The organism is Streptomyces flavofungini (genome assembly GCF_030388665.1).
In the GTDB taxonomy this organism is placed as follows: Bacteria; Actinomycetota; Actinomycetes; order Streptomycetales; family Streptomycetaceae; genus Streptomyces; species Streptomyces flavofungini_A.
The window spans coordinates 400,588-422,270 of the sequence record NZ_CP128846.1; the positions used below are offsets into that span (position 1 = coordinate 400,588).

The window sequence follows — 21,683 nt, forward strand, 5'->3', positions numbered from 1 at the left end:
GCCGGATGCCGGGATCCGCCGCCCCTCGCGCCCGTCGGCACATCTCCCGCACCACCCTAGGGATTTCCCTGGGTGCCGCACCGACGCGCCGCCCAGTGGGCCGCTTCTACTCTGGGCGGCGTCGCCATGCGTCACGGCTCACGCCCTGGGCCGGTCCCCGGGAGGCGTTGTGCGCTATGTCATCGAGGTGTACCGCGAGCACGACGGTGTGTGCGGGAGCGTCGCCGTCGAGAGCTGTGGGAGTCCGCGGCCCTTCCATGGGTGGCTCGAGCTGCTCGCGCTGCTCGAACCGCCACTGCCGGAGGGCGCGGGCCTGGATGCCGGGCCCCGCGGGGAGGCTCCTGACGCCGGGTCCCCGCGTCAGGAGCCGCCGGGCGGTGACTTGAGCGCTCCCTAGCGGACGGGAGGTCCGAACAGGAGTTCCGCGCGGTGCGGCTGGCCGGTCCTCGTCGGTGGAAGTCGGAATTCGCCTTGTGCGGAGCGCCGGTCGCCCACCATCGTGGAATCCTGGCCATGAGCCCGGCACGGGTCACCGTTTCTCTCGGGTCACCCGCGGCCGGTGCCGATGCGCGGGGGCGGTGATGACGACCGAGGGCACAGCGCACGAACTGTTCCACGCCCCGCCGCCCGGCGACGCGTTCTGCGGCCGCGTCCACGAACTGGAAGCGCTCCAGCAGGACTTCGCCGACGTCTGCGCGGGCTCGCCGCGGCTCGTGCTGCTCGAAGGGCCCGGCGGCATCGGAAAGACGGCCCTGGTGCGCCGGTTCCTCGACTCCGTGCACGGCACCTGTGTGCTGCACGCGAGCGGTGAGGAGAACGAGAGCGCGCTGCCGTGCGGCGTGCTCGCCCAGCTCGTCGGGCAGAGCCCGCTGCCGGTGCCGGAGACCCTTGCCGGACTCGTCCGCGTACCGCAGTCGCTGCACGCCAACCTGCCCCCGCTCGCCGCCGGGTTCGGGCTTCTCGACCTGCTGAGCGAGGTGCAGGGCAAGGGTCCTGTGGTCCTGGTCGTGGACGACGCGCACTGGGCGGACCCGGAGTCCCTGAACGCCCTCACGTTCGCCCTGCGGCGACTGCGCCACGACCGGGTCCTCGCGATCGTCGCACTGCGGGACCCGCAGGTGCCCGAACTGCCCGACGGGCTGCGCCGCCTGCTCACCGGCACCCCCACGCGCCGCATCCCCCTCGACGGCCTCAGCCCCGACGAGCTGGCCGCGCTCAGCGTGCGCCTCGGCTCCGCGCGCCTCCCGCACTCGGCGTCCCGGCGACTGCACTCCCACACCCACGGCAACCCGCTGCACGCCCGCGCGCTGCTCGGCCAGGTGCCGCCCGACGTCCTGCTCGACGTGGCGACACCGCTGCCCGCGCCCCGGTCCTACGCCATGCTGGTGCTCGCCAACCTCGCCGACTGCGGGGCGGCCACCCAGCGCCTGGTGCAGGCGGTGAGCGTGCTCGGGCTCTCCTGCCGCCTGCGCACCGCCGCCCGGCTCGCGCGGGTCGCCCAGCCCCTGCCCGCACTCGAACGGGCCGTCAAGACAGGCCTGCTGCGCGAGACCCCCGCCGGGGTGGCCCCCGAGGTCGCCTTCCCGCACCCGCTGGTGCACGCGGCGGTCTATCAGGACATCGGGCCCGCCCAGCGCGCCGCCCTGCACACCCGGGCCGCGGAGCTGGTCGACGACGAGTACACCAAGCTGCGCCACCGCGTCCTCGCCGCCACCGGACCCGACGAACAGCTCGCCGAAGCACTCGCGGCCTGCGCGCGCCGCGAGGCGGCCACCGGCCTGTGGTCCGTCGCGGGCACGCACTTGCGGCACGCCGCCCGCGTCGCGACGAGCCCCCGGGAACGGGACCGGCTCACCGTCGAGGCCGTCGAGGCCCTGCTCCTCGACGGCCGGGTACAGGAGGCCGCCGAGCTGGCCAACAGCGTGCCCGACGGGGCCGATCCGGCGCTGCGCGGCTACGTACGCGGCTACGTGGCCCGCGTCCAGGGGCGCACGGAGGCCGCCCGCACCCTGCTCGCGGACGCCTGGGAGCAGTGCGACCGCGAGCGGGACCCGTCCCTCGCGGCCCGCGCCGCCGAGCAGTTGAGCTACGCGGCCGTGATGTGCGGCCGCGCCGCGGTGGCCGCACGGTGGGCCGAGCGCGCGCAGCGCCTGTCCACCGCGCAGGGGCCGAGCCGCATGCTGCGCTTCAACCACCTCATCGCCCTGGGCCTCAGCGGCCGTGCCAAGGAAGGCATCGCGCTCGCGGCAAATCTGCCCGACCCCATGATCGTGCCACTGAAGAGCATCGATCTGCTGCTGGCTCGCGGCCAGTTGAGGCTCTGGTCGGACGATCTGCCCGGGGCGCGGCAGGACCTGCTCGGGGCCGTCGCCAACTGCCGTACCACGACCGTGCCGTTGCGGCTGCTGTCGGCGTCCGCGCTCGCCCAGACCCTGCACCGGCTGGGCGCGTGGGACGAGGCGCTGATCCACGCCGAGTCGTCCGCGTCGATCGCCGACGACACCGACCAGTCGTGGCTGAAGCCGGTCACCCACGGCGTCTCCGCGCAGATCCTGGCCGCGCGTGGCGCATGGGAGCGCGCGTCCGACCACCTGCGGACCGCCCTCGACGTGCCGGGCGGCGCCGAGACGCCCGTCGCGTGGGCGTACGCGGTGTGCGCGCGCGGGCACCTCGCGGACGCGCGCGGCGAGCCGCAGGAGGTCGTGGCCGCGCTGCGGCCGCTGCTGCGGTTCGCCGAGCAGGACGGCGTCAACGAGCCGGGGGTCGTCGACTGGCAGCCGCTGCTCGGCGACGCGCTGGTGCAGGTCGGGGAGCTGGACGAGGCGGAGGCGGTGCTCGGCCCGTTCGAGGAGCGGGCGCGGGCCCGTGGCCGGCACGCGTCGCTCGCCGCGGCCGCGCGGGCCCGGGGCAATCTGGCCGCCGCGCGCCGCGACCCCAAGCGCGCGCAGGCGGCGTTCGCGCGGGCACAGGACCACGCGGCGCAGGTCCCGGCGCCCTTCGGGCGGGCGCGGGTGGAGCTGGACCACGGCTCGTTCCTGCGCAGGATCGGCCGCCGGTCCCTGGCCATCGCGCAGTTGCAGGCCGCGTACGCGACGATGACGGCGCTCGGTGCGGCGCCCTACCGGGCGCTGTGCCTGCGGGAGTTGAACGCCTGCGGGCGGGCCGTGCCCGACCTCCCGGCGGACGGCCGGGAGCGGGACGCCGCCATCGACGCCCTGGACGGGACGCTCACCCCACAGGAGCTGGCCGTGGCCCGCCTCGCCGCCCAGGGCCTCACGAACCGCCAGATCGCCACGGCGCTCGCCCTGAGCGTCAAGACCATCGAGTACCACCTGGGCCACACCTACGCGAAGCTCGGGATCACCTCGCGGATCGGCCTGGTGCAGCGGCTCGGGCCGCGGCCCTCGTCCCCGTCGGCGGGCTGAGGGGAACCGGGGAAATCCCCGGCACGGTCCCGGAGGCGCGCCCCACGCCCCGCTCGTACGGTCGAGCCCGTAGGGCTAGGGCGAACGCGGGAGCCGCTGGAGGTGGCCCGATGGTTTCCATCAGGTACGGGGCGGTCGGTGAGGAGCGGCCGACACTGCGGCTGCGGCTGCTCGGGGGATTCCTCCTCACCCGGGAGGCGCCGGAACCCGCCTGCGGGAACCCGGACTGCACCGACGTGTGTCCGGACGACCCGGGCTGTCTCGAAGCGCGTGCCGGTGAGTCGCTCGACGTGCCCGCGAGCGGCCGTCAGGTGCTCGCGCGGCTCGCGCTGTGCGGGGCGGCGACGCGCTCGGCGCTCGCGGGCACGCTGTGGCCCGACGTCACCGAGGCGCGGGCCCGCGCCAGTCTGCGCACCGCCGTGTGGCGCCTCAACGGCGCGGGTTCGGCCCTCACCGACACCCACGACGGCGCCCTGTCGCTGAGCCACCGGGTGCGCGTCGACATCCAGGACTTCACCCGGGCCGCGCACCAAGTGCTGTCCGGGGACGCCCTGTCGGCGGCGCGGGAACGCATGCGGACGGCCTATCACGTACTGCTCCTCGGCCGCGAGTTGCTGCCCGGCTGGCAGCAGGACTGGGTCGCCTTCGAACGCGAGCGGCTGCACCAGCTGCGGCTGCACGCCCTGGAGGCGCTGTCGGCGCGGCTCGTCGACCGGCGTCTGTACGCCCCCGCGCTCGAGGCCGCGCTGGAGAGCACCCGCGTCGACCCGCTGCGCGAGAGCGCCCACCGGGCGGTCGTTTCCGTCCACCTCGCGGAGCACAACCTGACGGAGGCGGTGCGGCAGTACGAGACGTTCCGCGGACTGCTCCTGAGGGAACTCGGCGTGGAGCCTTCGGGGCAGTTCTCGTCGATGCTGCGGCACGCGCTGGTGTGAGGGGGGCGCCGGACACCGCACCCACGGATGATGTGACGCCGCGGTGACGCCCCGGCCGTCACGATGGGACGTGCCCCGTCCAGGATGCGGGGAGAAGGGGGAACTCCCCTGGTTGAGCGACGCGCCGGCCGTCACGGCCACCACCTGGGTGGTCGCTCATGCCCTGGACGGGGTGCCCAAGTCCCGCGGGAGGCCGCGACATGGTCGACCGTGGGCACCAGCTCTCCCCGCGCGCCTTCGCGGCCCACCGGCCGTCGCGCGCACTCCCGCGGTCTCCCCGCGGGTACCTGCCTCGCAGCTGCCTTCGGGCTCGCCCCGCCCACGCAGACGTCCGCAGCAGACGTCCACCGCAGGCATCCACCAACGGCCCCACCCATGCCAGAGGGGCCGGGCTCCCCCGAGCCGCCCGGCCCCTCCTCTCCCCCCGGCCTCGGAGCCGGACCCCGCTGCCCGACCCGGCCCGGCCCCGCCCCCCCCAGCTCAGCCCTCCCCCGGCTCAGCCCTCCCCCGCCTTCCGCAACCGCTCGATCGCCCGCTCCACCGGCCGGTGCGGCAAGCCCGTCCTGCGGCACAGCTCGTCCTGCGGAACGTCCCGCAGGATCTCCTCGACGGGCTTGTCGGCCAGGGTCGCGATCTCGCGAACGTAGGCCTCGACGCGGCTCACCGGGTCGTCCGCCAGGGGCCCGCCGGCGGGCGCCGTGAGGCCGCCGCGCGCACCCGTCGCGGACCGTCGGTCCTCCTCGAGCCACGTCGTCCAGACGCCGCGTCCGACGAGGTGCTCGGCGGCGCTCTCCGCGACCGAACCGTCCTTGATCACGCCCGGGTCGGCGCCGTCGGCCCGGATGAGGAGCTGGCAGGAGGCCGCCAGCATCGGCGGCGACGAGACCTGCGGGGGCGCCCCGTCGAGCAGGGTGCCGAGCGCCGCCAGGTCGGGATGCCCGGGGACGTGCGGGGCGAGGCGCTGGACGACCTCGTCCAGGCGGCGCAGGTCGGGCGCCCGGTCGAGGAGCATCGCGTGCGCGCCGACGATGCCGAGGAACGGGTCGAGGCGCCCCGAATCGAGCATCGGGAACAACTGGCGGTCCGACGTCAGGTCGATGCCCTGGCGCAGCCCGGAGAGGGCGGCCTCGCGGGCGAGGTTCAGGGCCTCGTCGGCCGGGCGCCAGCCGGTGCCGAGCGGGGCCATCTCGACCGTGGCGTGCTGCGGCCGCGGTCCGTGTGGACCGTTGCCGACGAAGACGAGCGTGGTCCAGCCCTCCGACACCCACAGGGCCTGGGCCAGCGGCAGCCCCTCGCCGGAGGGTTCGCGCAGCCGCAGCCGGTAGCCCCCGGGCGCGAGCCGGCCGCTCCAGGCGGCCCAGCCCTGCTGCGGGTCGGCCCGCCAGCCCGTCGCGCCGCCGTCGACGGCCGCGCCGCTCCCGTCGGTGATCTCCAGGGCGCTGGGGTCGAAGCGCCAGCCGCGGCGCAGGTTGCGCAGGAGCACCATCAGGCTGGGCCTGCCCCGCCGGTGGGTGGACTCCGTGCTCCAGCGCAGGGTGGCCTCGCGGTGGGCGGCCTGCGTGGTGACGGTGCGTTCGAGGGGGGCCGGGGCGGGGACGCGGGGCAACGGCAGGCGTGCGGTGAACGCCGTCGTGCCGACCTCGACGAACTGGCCGGCCACCGTGCCCGCGAACCGCTGCTCGATGCGGTAGATGCCGGGCGCGACGGTCGTCTCGATGGTGCCCATGCCGTGGGCGACCTCCCTCATCGCCTCGTCGGTCACGGTGACGAGCACCGACGGGGTGTCGGGGATGACGACGAACGGCACCTCCGGGCGCCCCAAGGCCTCCGCCGCGCGCGGCTTGTCAGAACTGGACAACAGTGCCACCCCCGGTCACTACCTCGAAGAAACCGCCGTCCGAGAACTCCGGCGCGGTCAAGCTGTCCGCGACGACTTTGTAGAGCCCCGGCAGCAGCGACGCGACGTGGTCCGCCCCGTCGATGTCCAGCCTGCGCGGCTCCTCGAAGCCCCGGCCGCGCAGCTCGACGCCGCCCCTGAAACCGGGCGGGAAGCGCAGGGTCACGGGGTACGAGCCGACGCCGCCGAGCCCCTTGGCGAAGACGATCGGCGTGCTGGTCTCCCGCAGGAACCGGGCCTCCTGCGGCACGAGTTCCCCGGCGGTGCGATCGAGGACGTGGCGGCGTACGTAGCCCGCGAGGCTGTCCGACGTCACCTCGCCCTCGGCGGTGACGGTGCCGCCGCCCGCCCCGCGCAGGCCCTCGAGGAGAGCGCTGGTGAAGTGTCCGCGCGACCGGTCGGGGTCGGGCGAGAGCTGTTCGTAGGCGGGATCGCCGAGCGCGGAGCCGTAGCCGACGAAGCACTCGACCTTGTCGGGGGCCTCGGTGGTGTCGGTGAAGGGCGGCCCGAACGCGGTGACGCCGCCGAAGCGGGTGCGGCAGCAGTCGGCGAAGAAGACGATCTCGTGGAACGGCGACGCCGATTCGTACCACGACAGGTACGGGCGTACGGCGATGTGGTTGCCGAGGAGGTCCATCGCGGCGTTGGCCATCAGGAGCGCGGCGTCGCCGCCGAACGGGGCGATGCCGTGCCCGGCGAGGAACACGTACAGCCGGGTGTCGGCCCAGTCCCCGCCGTCCGCGACGGCCGCGCGGACCGCGCGGTGCGTCCGGTACAGGGCGTGGTTGACGTTCTCGCGGGTCGGGACGGCGCTCATCACGTCGGCCTCGCGCTCATCGTGTTCGGTGGCCGTGACGAGCGAGACGTTCCGCTCGGGCACGTCGCCTCCGGCGGAGTCCACGAGCCAGTCGCGGAATCTCGCCGCGTCGCCGCGCGCGCCGCTGAGGTCGCTGATCGCCGGATAGCGGTTGATGCCGACGACCACGGCGTAGTGCAGGTCGTTCATCGGGCTTCCCCCTTGTGCGAACCCGTGCGGACGCGTGCACCCGTCAGTCGGCGAGCATCCGCGCGAGGCTCGCAAGGACCTCGGGGTCGTCGTCGAACGCGCCGTGCGTCCGGGCTCCGGCGCGCAGGCCGGGTGCGCCCGCGCCCTCCGCCACGGGCGACCACACGGTGCGCCGCGGGTCCGCCGCGAAGAACGCCCGCAGGTCCTCGGAGTCCTGCCCGCCGAAGGCACCGTCGGCGGTGTACCAGCGCTGCATGCCGACGAGCGGCGCGACGGCCGACTGCCGGGCGGGCCCGCGCTCCAGGACCCCGGAGACGAAGTACAGCAGCGACCTCGGGTAGAGCAGCGGCACCAGGTGGTCCGCGCGTTCGGCCGGGTCGGTCATCGTGAACATCCGCAGCCGGTCGAAGAGTTCGCGGCGCAGCCGTACGACCGGCGCGAGCTGGGTGACGGTGCAGGCCGGCGCGAGGAGCACGACGTCGCGGACGCGGAAGTCGGCGGGCAGCGGGTCGTCGGCGGCGGCGCGCCTGCGGGCGAGGTCGGTGAGCAGGTTGCCGATGAAGACGGCGCCCGCGCTGTGTCCGACGACGGTGACCTTCGGGCGGCTGCCGGAGGCGAGGAGCTGGCTGAAGCGGTCGAGGAAGTAGCGGCCCGCGCGGGTCTCGTCGGACTCCGCGAAGGTGTCGGCCGTCTGCCGCTTCATGGCGTCCCAGACGGCGGCGCCCACGTTGGCGACGTAGAACTCCCGCAGGATCTCCTCGACGACGGTCGGGTAGAGGCCGTGGTCGGTGCGCAGCCGGAAGCGGCCCACGACGGCGGCGATGACGCGCACCGTCTTGCGCACCAGGAGCGTGGAGGTGACCAGGGCGCGCCGGTTGCCGCCGTCGGCGGTGTCCGCGGCGAGTTCGGCCACCGTCTGCGGTGACATGAGTGTGGCGACCGCCGCGCGCCCCCCGTTGATGTCGCGCGCGGCGGTCGTCGTGGGTGCCGACCGCAGGACCGAGCCCACGATTTCCCGGTTGCGGTCGGCCAGTTCGGTGTCCGCCGACAGTTCGGCGGTGATGAGGACGCGTTCGGCCTCGCTGAGCGGCGGTACGGCGGCGGGCGGGGTCAGGCGCGCGTAGGGTTCCTGGCCGGTGCGCAGCAGGTCGAGTTCGGCGGCCACGGCCCGGGCGGGCGGAGCGGCGAGCACACCCGCGGCTCGGCGGCCGGGGCCCTGGAAGACGACCGCGGCGGCGTATCGGGTCACCCGGTTCAGGAGTGTCTGGAAGACGCCCTCGCCGAGGATCTGCGGCAGGTTGCCCTGGAGCGTCTCCAGGAGGCCGCTGCTCCACACGAAGAACACGGGGTCGGCGCCCGCCGCCTCGTACACCGGCGTGAGCCGCTCGGCCGTGGCGAACCCCAGCGCGTCGTCGACGAGCCCGCCGTGGAAGTGCAGGACCACGCGCGGCCGGTCCTTGAGGCTCGCCACCAGCGCGTCGATGTCGTCGGTCGTCGTGGTGGCGAGCCGTCCGCTCGTGCCGCTGTGTACGCAGCGCCTGCGCGAAGGGTGCATGTCCGGGCCTCCGGCCAGTTGCCGTTCACCAGGAGCCCCCCGTCGCGGAAGTCCCCCGACTCCTGCCGCTCCTGGCCCTGCCACCGTAGGACGGCAGGGCGCGGCGCGGCCTCGGGGACGGGCCCGGGGATTACCCCAAGGCGGTCGCCGGGCGCTCCCCCAGGCACTGCCGTACGGCCGCGACGAGGCGGCTCGCGCGGGCGTCGCCGTGCCCGATCATCTTGTTCGCCACGTACGCGAAGCCCACCCCGAACTCGTCGTCGCCGAAGGCGAACTGGCCGCCGGCCCCGTCATTGGCGAAGCTGCGCGGCCCCAGGGCGGGGCGGAAGGAGGGGGCGTGGAGGAGGAAGCCCGAGCCCCAGCGGACCCCCATGTCCAGGCCGAGCCAGGAGGTGCCGCCGGACTGCTCGCGCACCGCGTCGGTGACGGTCTCGCGGCTCAGCAGCCGCTCGGAGCCGTCGAGGCCGGTCGCGGCGGCGGCGTACAGCGCGGCGAGGCCGGGCGCCGAGGAGACCGCGCCCGCGCCGGGGATCTCCGCGCCGAGGAGCGCGGGGTCGTTCCAGCCGTGCGGGACGTCGACGCCGGGGAAGACGAAGGCGCCGTTCATCGTGACCATGCGGGTGAGGATCGATTCGGGGCCGGGCATCGGCGGCCTGCCCGGCGCCTCGACGAGCCGCGCCAGGGAGCCGAGTTCCCGCTCGGGCAGTCCGATCCAGGTGCGCAGGCCCAGGTCGTCGGCGACGGCCGCGCGGAAGTAGGCACCCGGGGTGAGTCCGGTGACGCGGCGGATGAGTTCGCCGAGGAGGAAGCCGAAGACGTGGGCGTGGTACTCGTACGTCTCGCCGGGCGCCCACAGCGGTTCCTGCTCCTCGATGGCGCGCACCACGGGCGTCCACTCGGTGATCTCCGCGAAGTCCGGGGACGCGTCGAGGACGGGGAGTCCGGCGCGGTGGCCGAGGACCATGCGCGGGGTGATGGACTCCTTGCCGCCGCGGGCGAACTCCGGCCAGTACGTGGCCACGGGGGCGTCGAGGTCGAGGCGGCCCTGCTGCGCGAGCAGGTGGGCGCAGACGCTGACGATGCCCTTGGCGCAGGAGAAGACGGGTACGACGGTGTCCTGCCGCCAGGCCCGGCCGGTGTCCTGGTCGGCGACGCCGCCCCACAGGTTCACGACCTCCCGTCCGTCGACGAACACGGTGACGGCCGCGCCGAGTTCGTCGAACTCGGCGAAGTTCTCCGCGAAGACGTCGGCGACCGCCCCGAACCGTTCGTCGGCCCACCCGTTGTGTTCCACTGTCCCACTGCTTTCTGGTGACGCTGTGCTCGCGCGACGGCGCAGACCTCCGGCGAGCGATGACCGGCACACGGTACGTGTCACGACCATCCATCTCCAGCGAATTGCAGAGCCGTCGGCAGGAGCGGGGGTCGGCCGCCGCGAAGGGACGGCCTACGCCCCCGGCGGCGTGGGCGCGGCCGGGGCCTGGAGCGGCGGCGGCACGGCCTCGGCGAGGACCAGGGCGCTGGAGGGGATGGCCGCCCGCATCTCGAGCAGGGCCACCAGCGCGGTGTGCAGCTCCTCGACGCCCTCGTACGCCTCGTGCGCGAGGATCAGACGGGCCCGGGTCTCCAGGTTCTGCCAGGCGTACCTGCGGCGCAGGTTCGCCATCTGCCGCGCGTCGGCGCGCAGGAACGTCGACCCGGCCGAGAAGCCCGCCGACAGCAGGGCGAGGATCGCCGCGGGCACCCGCGCCCCGGGCGAGGCGAGGCCGGCGGCGCCGGAGATGCCGGCGAGCACGGCGGCCGGAAAGCCGAGGCAGATGTAGGTGGCGTTCCACAGCTTGCTGCGCCGCTGGGCCCGTCGTGCGCCGATCCGCGCCTCGGCGGCGATCTGCCTGACCTCTTCGGCGAGGTGCCGCATCCGCGCGTCGGGCTGCCCGCCGCCGGTGGCGGAGCCGTCGTCGCGCTGCCCGGCGACGTCGTCGGGCAGCCCTTCTCCTGTCAACACCCGTTCCCCCCGAAGTCGGAGCGGGGATCGTATCAACCGCGCGCGCTCACACCGCCCTCACTCCATCCACTCCGCCTCGTACGCCGCGTACGTCCCGTCGTGCGTCGCGAGGTGCACGAACTGGTCGACGTACTCGCGGAATTGGGCGTCCGCGCGGGGCACGGCGTAGGCCTTCTCGGAGAAGGTGAAGGGCTTGTCGGGGTGGAGCGCGCACAGCTCGGGGTGGATCTTCGCCTGGTAGCGGGTCTCGCTGGCGTCGGTCATCATCACGTCCGCGCGGCCGTCGATGATCTCCTTGAAGATCGTGGAGTTGTCCGGGTGCACGATCAGGGAGGCCTGCTTGATGTGCTTGCGAGCGAACTGCTCGTTGGTGCCGCCGGGGTTGACGACGACCTTGGTCCCTGGCTTGTCGATGTCGGCCAGCGCCCCGTCCCCGAACCGCGCCTTGTCGGCGCAGCGCACGATCGGTGTCTTGCCGTCCTCGCGGGTCGGCTCGCTGAAGGCCACCTTGCGGGCGCGCGGCAGTGTGATGGAGACGCCGCCGACGGCGATGTCGCAGCGCCCGTCCGCGACGTCGTCGGCGATCTCCTTCCAGGTCGTCGCGACGAACTTCGGCCTGGCGTCGAGGGAATCGGCGAGGTCGTGGGCCATCTTGATGTCGATGCCGCTGTACGTCCCGTCGGCCTCGCGGTGGGTGAAGGGGCGGTAGTCGCCGGTCGTGCAGACCCGCAGGACGCCCTTTTTCGGCACGGAGTCGAGGAGGGTGCCCTTGCCGGGCGCGGGGTGGTGGCCCCGGCCCGTGCCGGGCGCGGCGGGCGCGGCGGCGGTGACGGCGAGCAGGCAGACGAGGGTGGACAGGATGGCGGCACGCTTCATGCGGGCGGTTCCTCTCTGGCATCGAACGGTACCGGTCGGCATCGGACGGTACCGGTCGGCGTCAGACGCGGTGCGGGGTGAGCGGCGGCAGCAGGGCCGCCGTCAGGTCGGGGCCCGCGCCGTCTTCGTACGCGCCGTCGTCGAAGGGGTAAAGGGGCCGCTCCACGCGGTGGTGGCCGAGCCGCTTGAGGTCCTGGTCGACGCCGCCCGGGGTGAGCGCGAGCAGCCAGTCGGCCGCCATGTCGTACAACTCCGGCTCCAGGTAGCCGATCTTCACGACGACCAGGTCGTAGGTGCGCGGGTCGATGCCGAGGCCACCGTCGGCCGGGCCCGTGAAATCGGCGAGCGTGTGGAAGGGTTTGCGGCGCTCGACCAGGATCAGGGTGAGTCCGCCGACCCGGACCGCCGCCATGTCCACGCCCCGGTCGTACGCGCCGCCCTCGGCCCGGTCCTTCCGGTCGGTGGCGCGCTGCAGGGCGACGACGGTGCCGGTGAGTGCGTACGGTCCGCCGTGGTTGGCGTCGACCTTGCCGCCGACGGAGAGCGACACCTGCGCCCCCACGCCCGCCTCGAAGCAGCGGGCGACCGCGACCGGGTCGGTGATGCCCGGGTGCACGGCGGTGACCTCGCCGGAGCGGATCGCGTCGTTCTCCAGGAGCTTGCCGAGCATGTACGCGAGGTCCCCCGCGCCACCCGCCGTCGGGTTGTCACCGGAGTCGCTGATGAGGAACGGCCGCATCGTCGAGGCCACGGCCCGCTCGACGCACTCCTCGGCGCTGCCCGTCGGCCCGACGAAGACGAAGTCGCGCCGGGCGTCCCAGTAGCGCCGGGCCAGCTGTCCGGCCTCGGCGGCGGCACGTTCCGCGTCGTCTCCGGTGACGACGATCGCGGCCTGGCAGCGCGGCTCGTCCGCCCACGCGTAGCCGACCCACATCGCCGCGTCGAGGATGCCGGGCAGCCGCTCGATGTCGGCGAGCGAGGCGTACAGGGACTTGGCGGGCTCCAGGCGGGTGCTGGTCTTCTCGCCCGGAAGCAGCACCGGCACCTGCACCCAGGCGCGGTGCGGGCGCCTGCCCTCGCGCAGACAGCGGACCAGGTTGCGGGCCGCGCGCTCGCGGGTCTCCCAGGCGTCCTCGTGCGGGGCGAGGCGGTGCGCGGTGAGCAGGTCGACGGGCGCGGCGAAGCGGTGCGAGACGTTGCCGTGCAGGTCCATGGCGGTGGAGATCATCGGGCGCCCGGTGCCGTCGGGCGTGCCGACGCTGTCGAGGGCCGCGCGGACGGCTTCCGTCAGGTCGGCCTCGGCGTCGGTGAGGCCGACGACGCTCATGGCGCCGTGGATGTCGTACACGAGCCCGTCGAGGGGGCCCGCCTGCCGGATCCGGGTGACCAGTTCGTCCTTGAGCGTCAGATACGAATCGGCCTCCACCGGGCCGCCGGGGAGCGCGGTCGCGTGCAGCAGGGGCACCCACTCGACGAGGTCCGCGAGGTCGGAGTCCGGCTGGGTCCAGGTGTAGCGGCCGAGGAGTTCCCGGCCGCGGGTCTGGCGGAAGTCGTCGGCGGTGGAGCGGTGCGGGCAGAACGTGGAGGACTCGATGCCGATGCCGCCGATACCGACGCGCAGGCGGCGGTGGGTGACAGCGGGGGCGGTCGCGTGGGCGGCCGGGGCGGTGGTCATGCGGGTGCGCTCTCTTCCTGGTCGGCGGGGGCGGAGGGCTCCTTGGCGGTGGCGTCCTGGGTGGTGGTGCCGGACGGTCCCTGGTCCCTGTCGGGGCCCCAGGCCGCGGGGTCCGCGGGGTCCGTCCGCAGGTGGCGGCGCAGGGCGGTGAGGCCCGCGCCGAGCAGGCCCGCGTCCGGTCCCGTCACCGTGGTGGTGATCTCCAGGTCGGCGGTGCACACGGGCAGGCAGCGTTCGTAGAGCACGCCCCGGACGGCGGCGACCAGCGGCTCGGCGGTGGCGAGGACGCCGCCGAGCGCCACTGCCTGCGGGTTGAAGAAGTTCACGACGACGGAGAGGACCGCGCCGATGTGGCGGCCCGCGGTGCGCACCAGGGTGGTCGCCAGCGGATCGCCGTCGGCGACGAGCCGCAGCAGCTCGCCGGTGGTCGCCACCTCCACGCCCTGGCGGGCGAGTTCACGGATCAGCGCGGCGCCGCTCGCGACGGTCTCCAGGCAGCCGATGTTCCCGCAGCTGCACGGCCGGTCACCGGCCTCCTCGACCCGTACGTGGCTGATGTCCCCCGCCGCGCCGTTCGCCCCGTCGTGCGGGCGGCCCGAGGCGATGACGCCGCTGCCGATGCCCCGGCCTGCCTTGACGACGACCATGTGGCCGAGGTCGGGGCGGGCCACGGCGTGCTCGCCGACGGCCATCATCGTGGCGTCGTTCTCGACGGACACGGGCAGGCCGATGCGGTCGGCGAGGACCTCGCGCAGCGGGTAGCGGTGCCAGCCGGGCATGCGGGACGGGCTGAGGACGCGGCCCTCGCCGGGGCGGACGGGGCCGGGGAAGGCCACGCCGAGGGCGCGCACGGTGCGTCCCGCCTCGGCTTCCCGTGCGGCGAGTTCGGTGACGCGCTCGCACAGCCAGTCCACGGCCGACTCGGGCCCGGCGGTGATGTCGTGCGGCAGGTCGGCGGTGTCGCGGACGGTGCCGTCGAGGGCGACCGCGCCGAGGCGGGCGTGGTGGCTGCCGAGGTCGGCGGCGAGCGCGATGCCGCCCTGGGCGCGCACCCGCAGGAGCCGAGGGCGGCGCCCGCCGCGTGAGGCGCCCTCGCCGGACTCGGTGAGCACACCGGCGGTGACGAGTTCCTGGACGCGCAGCGACACGGTGGACGGCGCGAGCCCCAGCTCCCGCACCAGGTCGGCCCTGGAGGCGGCCGCGCCCGACGAGACCAGTCGCACGATGTGCTGCGCCGATCCGGGTTCGTCGTGTGCGTTGCTGGCCATACCGACCCCGTTCGTTCGACGAGTTGCTTCGAGTACCAGCCGAACACTAGGTCGCCACGAACGAAGTTGACCAGACCTTCCAAGAAAGGCGCCCCAACTCTCGACCTTTCACATTCTTTGCCGAACGAAGCTCTTGACTTGCTTTTCTCCACAGGCCTAGCGTTCGGGCCTCCCTACCGCTCACGTGTACGGATCGGTCCCGGCAGTCCCTGGAGGCCCACCACCATGCGCTCAGTCAAGGCAGCCGCGGCCGCGGGCCTCGTGCTCGCGGTCCTCACCGGCTGCACCCGCGAGGGCGGCCGCGTCGACATGGGCCCGACCGGCGGCGTCCCGGTCGAGGGCGGCACGGCGACCATGGCCCTGCCGCCCAACGCGACGCCCAACTGGATCTTCCCGATCGGCCCGCCGGGCTACGGCGCCTCGTACAACGCGGGCATCCAGTTCCTGCTGTTCATGCCGGTGTACGACGCCGTCCTCGACAAGGACAAGGGCGGCCTGACCACGCACGGCCCGAGCACGCTCGGCCTGGAGCCGAAGTACTCCGACGGCAACAGGACCGTGACCGTGCCGCTGCGCAAGGGCGTGAAGTGGTCCGACGGCAAGCCCGTCACGGCCCGCGACCTGGAGTTCTGGTTCAACCTCCTCAAGGCCAACAAGACGAACTGGGGCAACTACTCGCTCGGCACGATGCCCGACAACGTCAAACGCTTCGAGACGCTCGACGACCACACGGTGCGACTGCGCCTGACCCGGGCGTACAACCCGGACTGGTTCACCGCCAACCAGCTCACGCTGATGCGGGCACTGCCCCAGCACGCCTGGGGCGCGCGGACCGACGGCGGCCCCGTCGGCGACTTCGACCGTACGAAGAAGGGCGCCAAGGCCGTCTTCGCCCGGCTCACCCGGCACGCGAAGAGCCTCGGGTCGTACGGCTCCGACCCGCTGTGGAAGACGGTCAACGGGCCCTGGAAGCTGGCGGGCTGGCGCGACAGCGGCCAGGTCACCATCGTCCCGAACGAGAAGTTCACCGGGCCGAGGTCCCAGCGCCCGCACCTGGACAAGGTCGTCTTCAAACCCTTCACCACCGCCGACTCCGAGTACAACGTGCTGCGTTCGGGCGGGGTCGACTACGGCTACATCCCGCCGTCGGTGATGGCGCAGAAGGGGAAGTTCGAGGACAAGGGCTACCGCGTCGATCCGTGGGAGGGCTGGGCGGCGACGTACATCGTCTACAACTTCAACTCCACCCACGCCGGTCCGCTGATGCGCCAGCTCTACATCCGCCGCGCGATGCAGCACCTCGTCGACCAGAAGGCGATGAGCGACGTCATCTGGCAGGGCAGCGCGACGCCGACGCTCGGCCCGGTGCCGGTGACGCCGAAGAGCCGGTACCTGTCGAAGGCGATGGAGCGCAACCGCTACCCGTTCTCGGTGGCGAAGGCCAAGTCCCTTCTCACGTCGCACGGCTGGGAGAAGAAGGACGGCACCGCACGCTGCGTGCGGCCGGGCACGGGCGCGGACGAGTGCGGCGAGGGCATCGAGAAGAACGACCCCCTGGAGCTGACGCTGCTGTCGCAGTCGGGCTCCACGGAGACGACGAACACGATGCAGGAGCTGAAGTCGTCGCTCTCCAAGGCGGGCATCGACCTGACGGTCCGCCAGCAGCCGCTCAACTCCGTGCTCGGCAAATCCGTCCCGTGCACGGCGAAGGACCCCGGCTGCGACTGGGACATGTCGTTCTTCGGCACTGCCGGCAGCTGGTACTACCCCCTCAACCCGAGCGGCGAGCAGCTGTTCTCCACCGGCGCGTCGGCGAACTTCGGCAACTACAGCGACAAGAAGGCCGACCGCATCATCCGCGCCGTGCAGTACTCCCCCGACATGAAGGCCGTGCACGAGTACGGCGAGTACCTGGCCGACCAGCTGCCGGTGATGTGGATGCCCAACCCCGCCTACCAGGTCTCGGTGATCCGCAACGACCTGCGGGGCATCGAGCAGAACCCGACGGTCACGTTCGCGCCGCAGGACTGGTACTACGTCAAGAAGGGAGCCGAGAAGTGACCGGCTTTCTGGTCAAGCGCTTCCTGCAGGCGCTCGTGGTCCTCTTCCTGGTGTCCATCATCGTCTTCGTGCTCCTGCACATGCTGCCGGGCGGCCCCGCGCGCGCGATCCTCGGACCGAAGGGCACCCCGCAGCAGATCGACCAGTTCAACCATCAGCAGGGGTACGACCGTTCGCTGCCGACGCAGTACCTCATGTACCTGAAGCGGCTGTTCACCGGCGACCTCGGGGACTCGTACAAGCTCAACTCGCCCGTCTTCGAGCTGCTGAAGCAGCGGCTGCCGAAGACGCTGCTCCTGACGGTCCTGTCGACCGCGCTCGCCGTGGTCATCGCGGTGCCGCTCGGTCTGCTGCAGGCGGTCCGGCGCGGCAAGGCCTCGGACTACGCGCTCACCGGGCTCGCGTTCCTGCTGTACGCGACGCCGGTGTTCTTCCTCGGCCTCATCATGATCATCCTGTTCGCTCAGGTCTTCCCGGTCCTTCCGGCGGAGGCACCGCAGGGCGAGTCGGTCGGTGAACTCCTCGGCGACTTCACGGGCCTTGTGCTTCCGGTGGTGACGATGGCGTTCGGCATCGTGGCGATGTTCAGCCGCTACATGCGCTCGGCGGTCCTGGACAACCTCACCGAGGAATACGTCCGCACCGCCATGGCCAAGGGTCAGTCGAGCCGTCGCATCCTGGTCCGGCACGTCCTGCGCAACGCGCTCATCCCGCTCGCGACGCTGCTCGGCCTGTATCTGCCGACGCTGTTCAGCGGCGCGCTCGTCGTCGAGTCGATGTTCAACTACCCCGGCATGGGGCTGTTGTTCTGGAACGCGGCCCAGGGCTCGGACTTCCCCGTGCTGCTCGGCGTGACCCTCGTCGTCGGCATCGCCACGGTCCTCGGCTCCCTCCTCACGGACATCCTCTACGCCGTCCTCGACCCCCGGATACGGAGCGTGGCATGACCACCACGACGGCCCCGCACGCGGCACCCGGGCACGAGGAGGCCGCACAGGCCACCCCCTCCCTGACCCGCCGCACCCTCCAGGTCTTCACCGGCAACAAGCTCGCCCTCACCGGCGTCGTCCTGCTCGTGCTGCTCCTCGCCTTCAGCTACCTAGGCCCGCTCCTGTACGACACCGAGCAGATCCACACCGACCTGTCCCGGGCGAACCTCTCCCCCGGCACCGACGGCCACCTCCTCGGCACCACCGACCTCGGCTACGACATGGTCGGCCGCCTCATGGTCGCGGGTCGGACATCCCTTGAGATCGGCCTCGCGGCAGGGCTGCTCGCCACCCTCTTCGGCACCGTGTACGGCGCCGTCTCCGGCTACTTCGGCGGCTGGGTGGACGCCGCGATGATGCGCATCACGGACGCGGCGCTCGCGATTCCCGCGATGTTCCTGCTCGTCGTGGTCGCCGCGATCATCACGCCCAGCAAGGGCGTCCTGATCCTCATCATCGCGGCCGTCGCCTGGCTGTCCCCGGCGCGGCTCGTGCGGGGCGAGGCGCTCTCGCTGCGCAACCGCGAGTACGTGCAGGCGATGCGGATGATGGGCGGCGGGGGCGCGCGGGCCGTGTTCAAGCACATCGTGCCGAACGCGATCGGCACCGTCATCGTCAACTGCACCTTCCAGATCGCCGACGCCATCCTCTACGTCAGCTACCTGGCCTTCCTCGGCCTGTCCATCCCGCCGCCCTCGGCCGACTGGGGCTCGATGCTGTCGGCCGGGATCACGTACACACAGAACGGCTACTGGTGGCTGATCTTCCCGCCGGGCATCGCGATCGTGCTGGTCGTCGCCGCGTTCAACTTCATCGGCGACGGGCTGCGGGACGCGTTCGAAGTACGGCTGCGCAAGTGAAGGGTCTCTCCGGCATGGACGGCATGGACGGCATCGACGACACACAACAGGTGGGCGGCACACCCGCGCCCCTGCTCCGCATCGACGACCTGCGCGTCGACATCACCGCGCGCGACCGCACCGTGCACGCCCTCGACGGCGTCAGCCTCGACCTCGCGCCGGGCGAGGCCCTCGGCATCGTGGGCGAGTCGGGGTGCGGCAAGACCATGACCGCCCTGAGCGTCCTCGGGCTCCTTCCGCCCGGCGGCGCCGTCACCGGCGGCCGGATCCTCCTCGACGGCCTGGACCTGGCGGCCGCGTCCGCGCCGACGCTGCAGGCCGTCCGCGGGAACACCGTCGGCATGGTCTTCCAGGACCCGCTGACCTCGCTGAATCCCACGATGACGATCGGCGCGCAGGTGGCCGAACCGCTCCTGCTGCACCGGGCGGGCATGGGCAAGAAGGAGGCGTGGGAGCGAGCCGAGGAGATGCTGCGGCTCGTCGGCATGCCGCAGCCCCACGAGCGCATGAAGGCGTATCCGCATCAGCTGTCGGGCGGCATGCGCCAGCGCGTGGCCATCGCCATGGCCCTCGTGTGCGAGCCGAAGCTCCTCATCGCCGACGAGCCCACGACCGCGCTCGACGTCACCACGCAGCACCAGATCCTGGAACTCGTCGACAACCTGCGCCGGACCCTGGGCATGGCGATGATCCTCGTCACGCACGACTTGGGCGTCATCGCCCATCGCGTCGACCGGGTCGCGGTGATGTACGCGGGCAAGGTCGCCGAACAGGCCGACGTGCGCGGCCTGTTCGCGCGCCCGCGCCACCGCTACACCGAAGCGCTGTTCGCCGCCCTCCCGGAGCGGGCGGCGGACCGGGGCACCGAGCTGCACACCATTCCCGGCCTGCCGCCGAGCCTGACGACGCGTCCGACGGGGTGCCGGTTCGCGCCGCGCTGTACGTTCGCCACGGACGAGTGCCGGGAACGGGAGCCGGAGCTCGAGGCCGACGCGGTGCCCATGCCGGGCCTCGAACCGGGTCCGGGCGGCCGGGGTCCGTCGGACGCGGCCGCAGCAGGCCCGGAGGGGGCCGGGGCGGGTCACCGCTTCGCCTGCTTCCACCCCGTGCCGTACGGCGAGGCTCCCGCCGAGCAGGTGGTGACGCCGCCGCCCGCCGCGGCCACCGAGACCGGCGACGTGCTGCTCGAACTCGACGCGCTGGTCAAGGAGTTCGCCCTCGCCGGCGGTCCGTTCGCGCGCCGCCGGGGCACGGTCAGCGCGGTCGGCGGCGTCTCGCTGACCGTCCGCAGGGGCGAGACGTACGGCATGGTCGGCGAGTCCGGCTGCGGCAAGACGACGCTGGGCCGGATCGTGGCGGGCCTCGAGGAGCCGACGGCGGGCACGGTCCGCTTCGACGGCCGCGACCCGGCCGGGCTCTCGCGCGCGGAGCGGCGCGCGCACCGGCGCCGCATCCAGCTGATGTTCCAGGACTCGACGGCGGCGATGGACCCGCGCATGCGGGTCGGCGAGATCCTGCGCGAGCCGCTGGTCATCCAGGGCGTCGGCGCCCGCGCCGACCAGGAGGAGCTGGTGGCCTCCCTCCTCGACGCCGTGGGTCTGCCGCGCGGCGCCGTGCACCGCTACCCGCACGAGTTCTCCGGCGGCCAGCGCCAACGCCTCGGCCTGGCACGGGCATTGACGCTCTCGCCGGACCTGGTGGTGGCGGACGAACCGGTGTCGGCGCTGGACGTGTCGGTCCAGGCGCAGATCCTGAACCTGATGCGGGAGCTCCAGCGCGAGCGCGGCCTGACGTATCTGTTCATCTCCCACGACCTGGCCGTGATCCGCCACCTCGCCGACACCGTGGGCGTCATGTACCTCGGCAAGCTCGTGGAGTCGGGCCCGGCCGAGCAGGTGTACGCGCACCCGCTGCACCCCTACACGCGCGGCCTGCTCGACACGGTGAACGTGCCCGACCCCGCCGCGGTGTCCGGCGGGGACCGCGAGCCGCTGCGCGGCGAGACCCCGTCCGCGGCCGAGCCGCCGTCCGGCTGCCGCTTCCGCACCCGCTGCCCGTTCGCCGAGGAGGTCTGCGCGACGACGGAACCACCGGTCAGCACACCCAACGGGGCGGGGCATCAGGTCGCATGTCACTTCCCTCTGGCCGCACCTCGGCTAGCGTCGGCGGTATGAACGAGGTGGCGAGCAGGCGGGCGGGGCCCGGGAACGGCGGCTCCGCCCTGGCCACGGCGCTGGCGCGGGGTCCGCTGGTCCTCGACGGCGGCTTGTCCAACCAGCTGGAGGCCGCCGGCCACGACCTGTCCGACGACCTGTGGTCGGCACGGCTGCTCGCCGAACGGCCCGACGCGGTGCGCGCCGCCCACCGGGCGTACTACGAGGCGGGCGCCGACGTCGTGACCACGGCGAGCTACCAGGCCACGTTCGAGGGCTTCGCCCGGCACGGCATCGACGCGGTCAGCACCGCCGAGCTGCTGCGCCTGAGCGTCACTCTCGCGCGCGAGGCGGCGGCGCTCACCGCGGTCGAGCGTCCCCTGTGGGTGGCGGCGTCGGCCGGTCCGTACGGCGCGATGCTCGCCGACGGCTCGGAGTACCGCGGCCGGCACGGCCTGAGCGTCGGCGACCTGGAGCGCTTCCACCGCCCCCGCCTGGAGGTTCTTGCCGACGCGGCGCCCGACGTGCTCGCCCTGGAGACCGTCCCCGACGTCGACGAGGCCCGTGCCCTGCTGCGCGCGGTACGGGGCCTCGGCGTGCCCGCGTGGCTGTCGTTCACCGTGTCCGGGGACCGCACCCGCGCCGGGCAGCCCCTCGCCGAGGCCTTCGCGCTCGCGGCGGACGCCGACGAGGTCATCGCGGTGGGCGTCAACTGCTGCGACCCACGCGACGCGGACACCACCGTCCCGCTGGCCGCCCGCGTCACGGGCAAGCCGGTCGTGGTCTACCCCAACTCGGGCGAGTCCTGGGACGCGGCGAGCCGCACCTGGCGGGGCCCGGCCCGCTTCGCGCCCCGGCAGGCGGCCGCCTGGCGGGACGCGGGGGCACGGCTCATCGGGGGTTGCTGCCGGGTCGGTCCCGAGACGATCGCGAAGGTGGCCCAGAAGGTGGCAGAGGACGTGCGCGGCTGACGGGGCC

General features: G+C 73.4%; 15 protein-coding genes. 7 read left to right on the plus strand and 8 right to left on the minus strand.

Annotated features, from left to right (window positions below):
• The first annotated feature begins 581 nt into the window (after positions 1-581).
• On the plus strand, positions 582-3,425 hold the full coding sequence (locus tag QUY26_RS01785) for a helix-turn-helix transcriptional regulator (RefSeq protein WP_289943320.1): 2,844 nt from the start codon (positions 582-584) through the stop codon (positions 3,423-3,425).
• 110 nt (positions 3,426-3,535) lie between these two features.
• Positions 3,536-4,360, plus strand: coding sequence for an AfsR/SARP family transcriptional regulator (locus QUY26_RS01790; RefSeq protein ID WP_289943321.1), 825 nt, complete (start codon positions 3,536-3,538; stop codon positions 4,358-4,360).
• A 496-nt stretch (positions 4,361-4,856) separates the two neighbouring features.
• Here the strand turns inward: QUY26_RS01790 and QUY26_RS01795 are convergent, their stop codons facing one another.
• From QUY26_RS01795 to QUY26_RS01830, 8 genes are all read right to left on the minus strand, one after another.
• Entirely contained in the window at positions 4,857-6,218 is a 1,362-nt protein-coding gene (locus QUY26_RS01795; RefSeq protein ID WP_289943322.1) for a hypothetical protein, read from the minus strand.
• On the minus strand, positions 6,205-7,263 hold the full coding sequence (locus QUY26_RS01800) for a caspase family protein (protein WP_289943323.1): 1,059 nt from the start codon (positions 7,261-7,263) through the stop codon (positions 6,205-6,207). Before QUY26_RS01800 ends, QUY26_RS01795 begins: the two co-directional genes overlap by 14 nt.
• Positions 7,264-7,306: 43 nt before the next feature.
• Complete coding sequence (locus QUY26_RS01805; protein ID WP_289943324.1) at positions 7,307-8,818, minus strand: hypothetical protein; 1,512 nt, start codon at positions 8,816-8,818, stop codon at positions 7,307-7,309.
• A 130-nt stretch (positions 8,819-8,948) separates the two neighbouring features.
• Entirely contained in the window at positions 8,949-10,112 is a 1,164-nt protein-coding gene (locus QUY26_RS01810; protein WP_289943325.1) for a serine hydrolase domain-containing protein, read from the minus strand.
• A 153-nt stretch (positions 10,113-10,265) separates the two neighbouring features.
• Positions 10,266-10,820 (minus strand): hypothetical protein, encoded by a 555-nt coding sequence (locus QUY26_RS01815; RefSeq protein WP_289943326.1) that lies wholly within the window; start codon positions 10,818-10,820, stop codon positions 10,266-10,268.
• Positions 10,821-10,880: 60 nt separating this feature from the next.
• Positions 10,881-11,699: a transporter substrate-binding domain-containing protein gene (locus tag QUY26_RS01820; protein ID WP_289943327.1), complete on the minus strand. Its 819-nt coding sequence runs from the start codon at positions 11,697-11,699 to the stop codon at positions 10,881-10,883.
• Between the two features lie 61 nt (positions 11,700-11,760).
• Positions 11,761-13,374: a M81 family metallopeptidase gene (locus QUY26_RS01825; RefSeq protein ID WP_289943328.1), complete on the minus strand. Its 1,614-nt coding sequence runs from the start codon at positions 13,372-13,374 to the stop codon at positions 11,761-11,763.
• On the minus strand, positions 13,371-14,642 hold the full coding sequence (locus QUY26_RS01830) for an ROK family transcriptional regulator (RefSeq protein ID WP_289943329.1): 1,272 nt from the start codon (positions 14,640-14,642) through the stop codon (positions 13,371-13,373). Before QUY26_RS01830 ends, QUY26_RS01825 begins: the two co-directional genes overlap by 4 nt.
• A gap of 225 nt (positions 14,643-14,867) precedes the next feature.
• On the opposite strand from QUY26_RS01830, the gene QUY26_RS01835 reads away from it, so the two are divergent.
• The 5 genes from QUY26_RS01835 to mmuM are packed head-to-tail and all read left to right on the plus strand — an operon-like array spanning position 14,868 to position 21,676.
• Entirely contained in the window at positions 14,868-16,703 is a 1,836-nt protein-coding gene (locus QUY26_RS01835; protein ID WP_289943330.1) for a peptide ABC transporter substrate-binding protein, read from the plus strand.
• Entirely contained in the window at positions 16,700-17,650 is a 951-nt protein-coding gene (locus QUY26_RS01840; RefSeq protein ID WP_289943331.1) for an ABC transporter permease, read from the plus strand. Before QUY26_RS01835 ends, QUY26_RS01840 begins: the two co-directional genes overlap by 4 nt.
• On the plus strand, positions 17,647-18,552 hold the full coding sequence (locus QUY26_RS01845; protein ID WP_289943332.1) for an ABC transporter permease: 906 nt from the start codon (positions 17,647-17,649) through the stop codon (positions 18,550-18,552). Before QUY26_RS01840 ends, QUY26_RS01845 begins: the two co-directional genes overlap by 4 nt.
• A complete protein-coding gene (locus QUY26_RS01850) occupies positions 18,549-20,726 on the plus strand; it encodes an ABC transporter ATP-binding protein (protein WP_436840248.1) in 2,178 nt (725 codons plus the stop codon). Before QUY26_RS01845 ends, QUY26_RS01850 begins: the two co-directional genes overlap by 4 nt.
• A complete protein-coding gene (gene mmuM, locus QUY26_RS01855; RefSeq protein WP_289943333.1) occupies positions 20,723-21,676 on the plus strand; it encodes a homocysteine S-methyltransferase in 954 nt (317 codons plus the stop codon). The genes QUY26_RS01850 and mmuM overlap by 4 nt, the downstream gene beginning before the upstream one ends.
• The last annotated feature ends 7 nt before the right edge of the window (positions 21,677-21,683 follow it).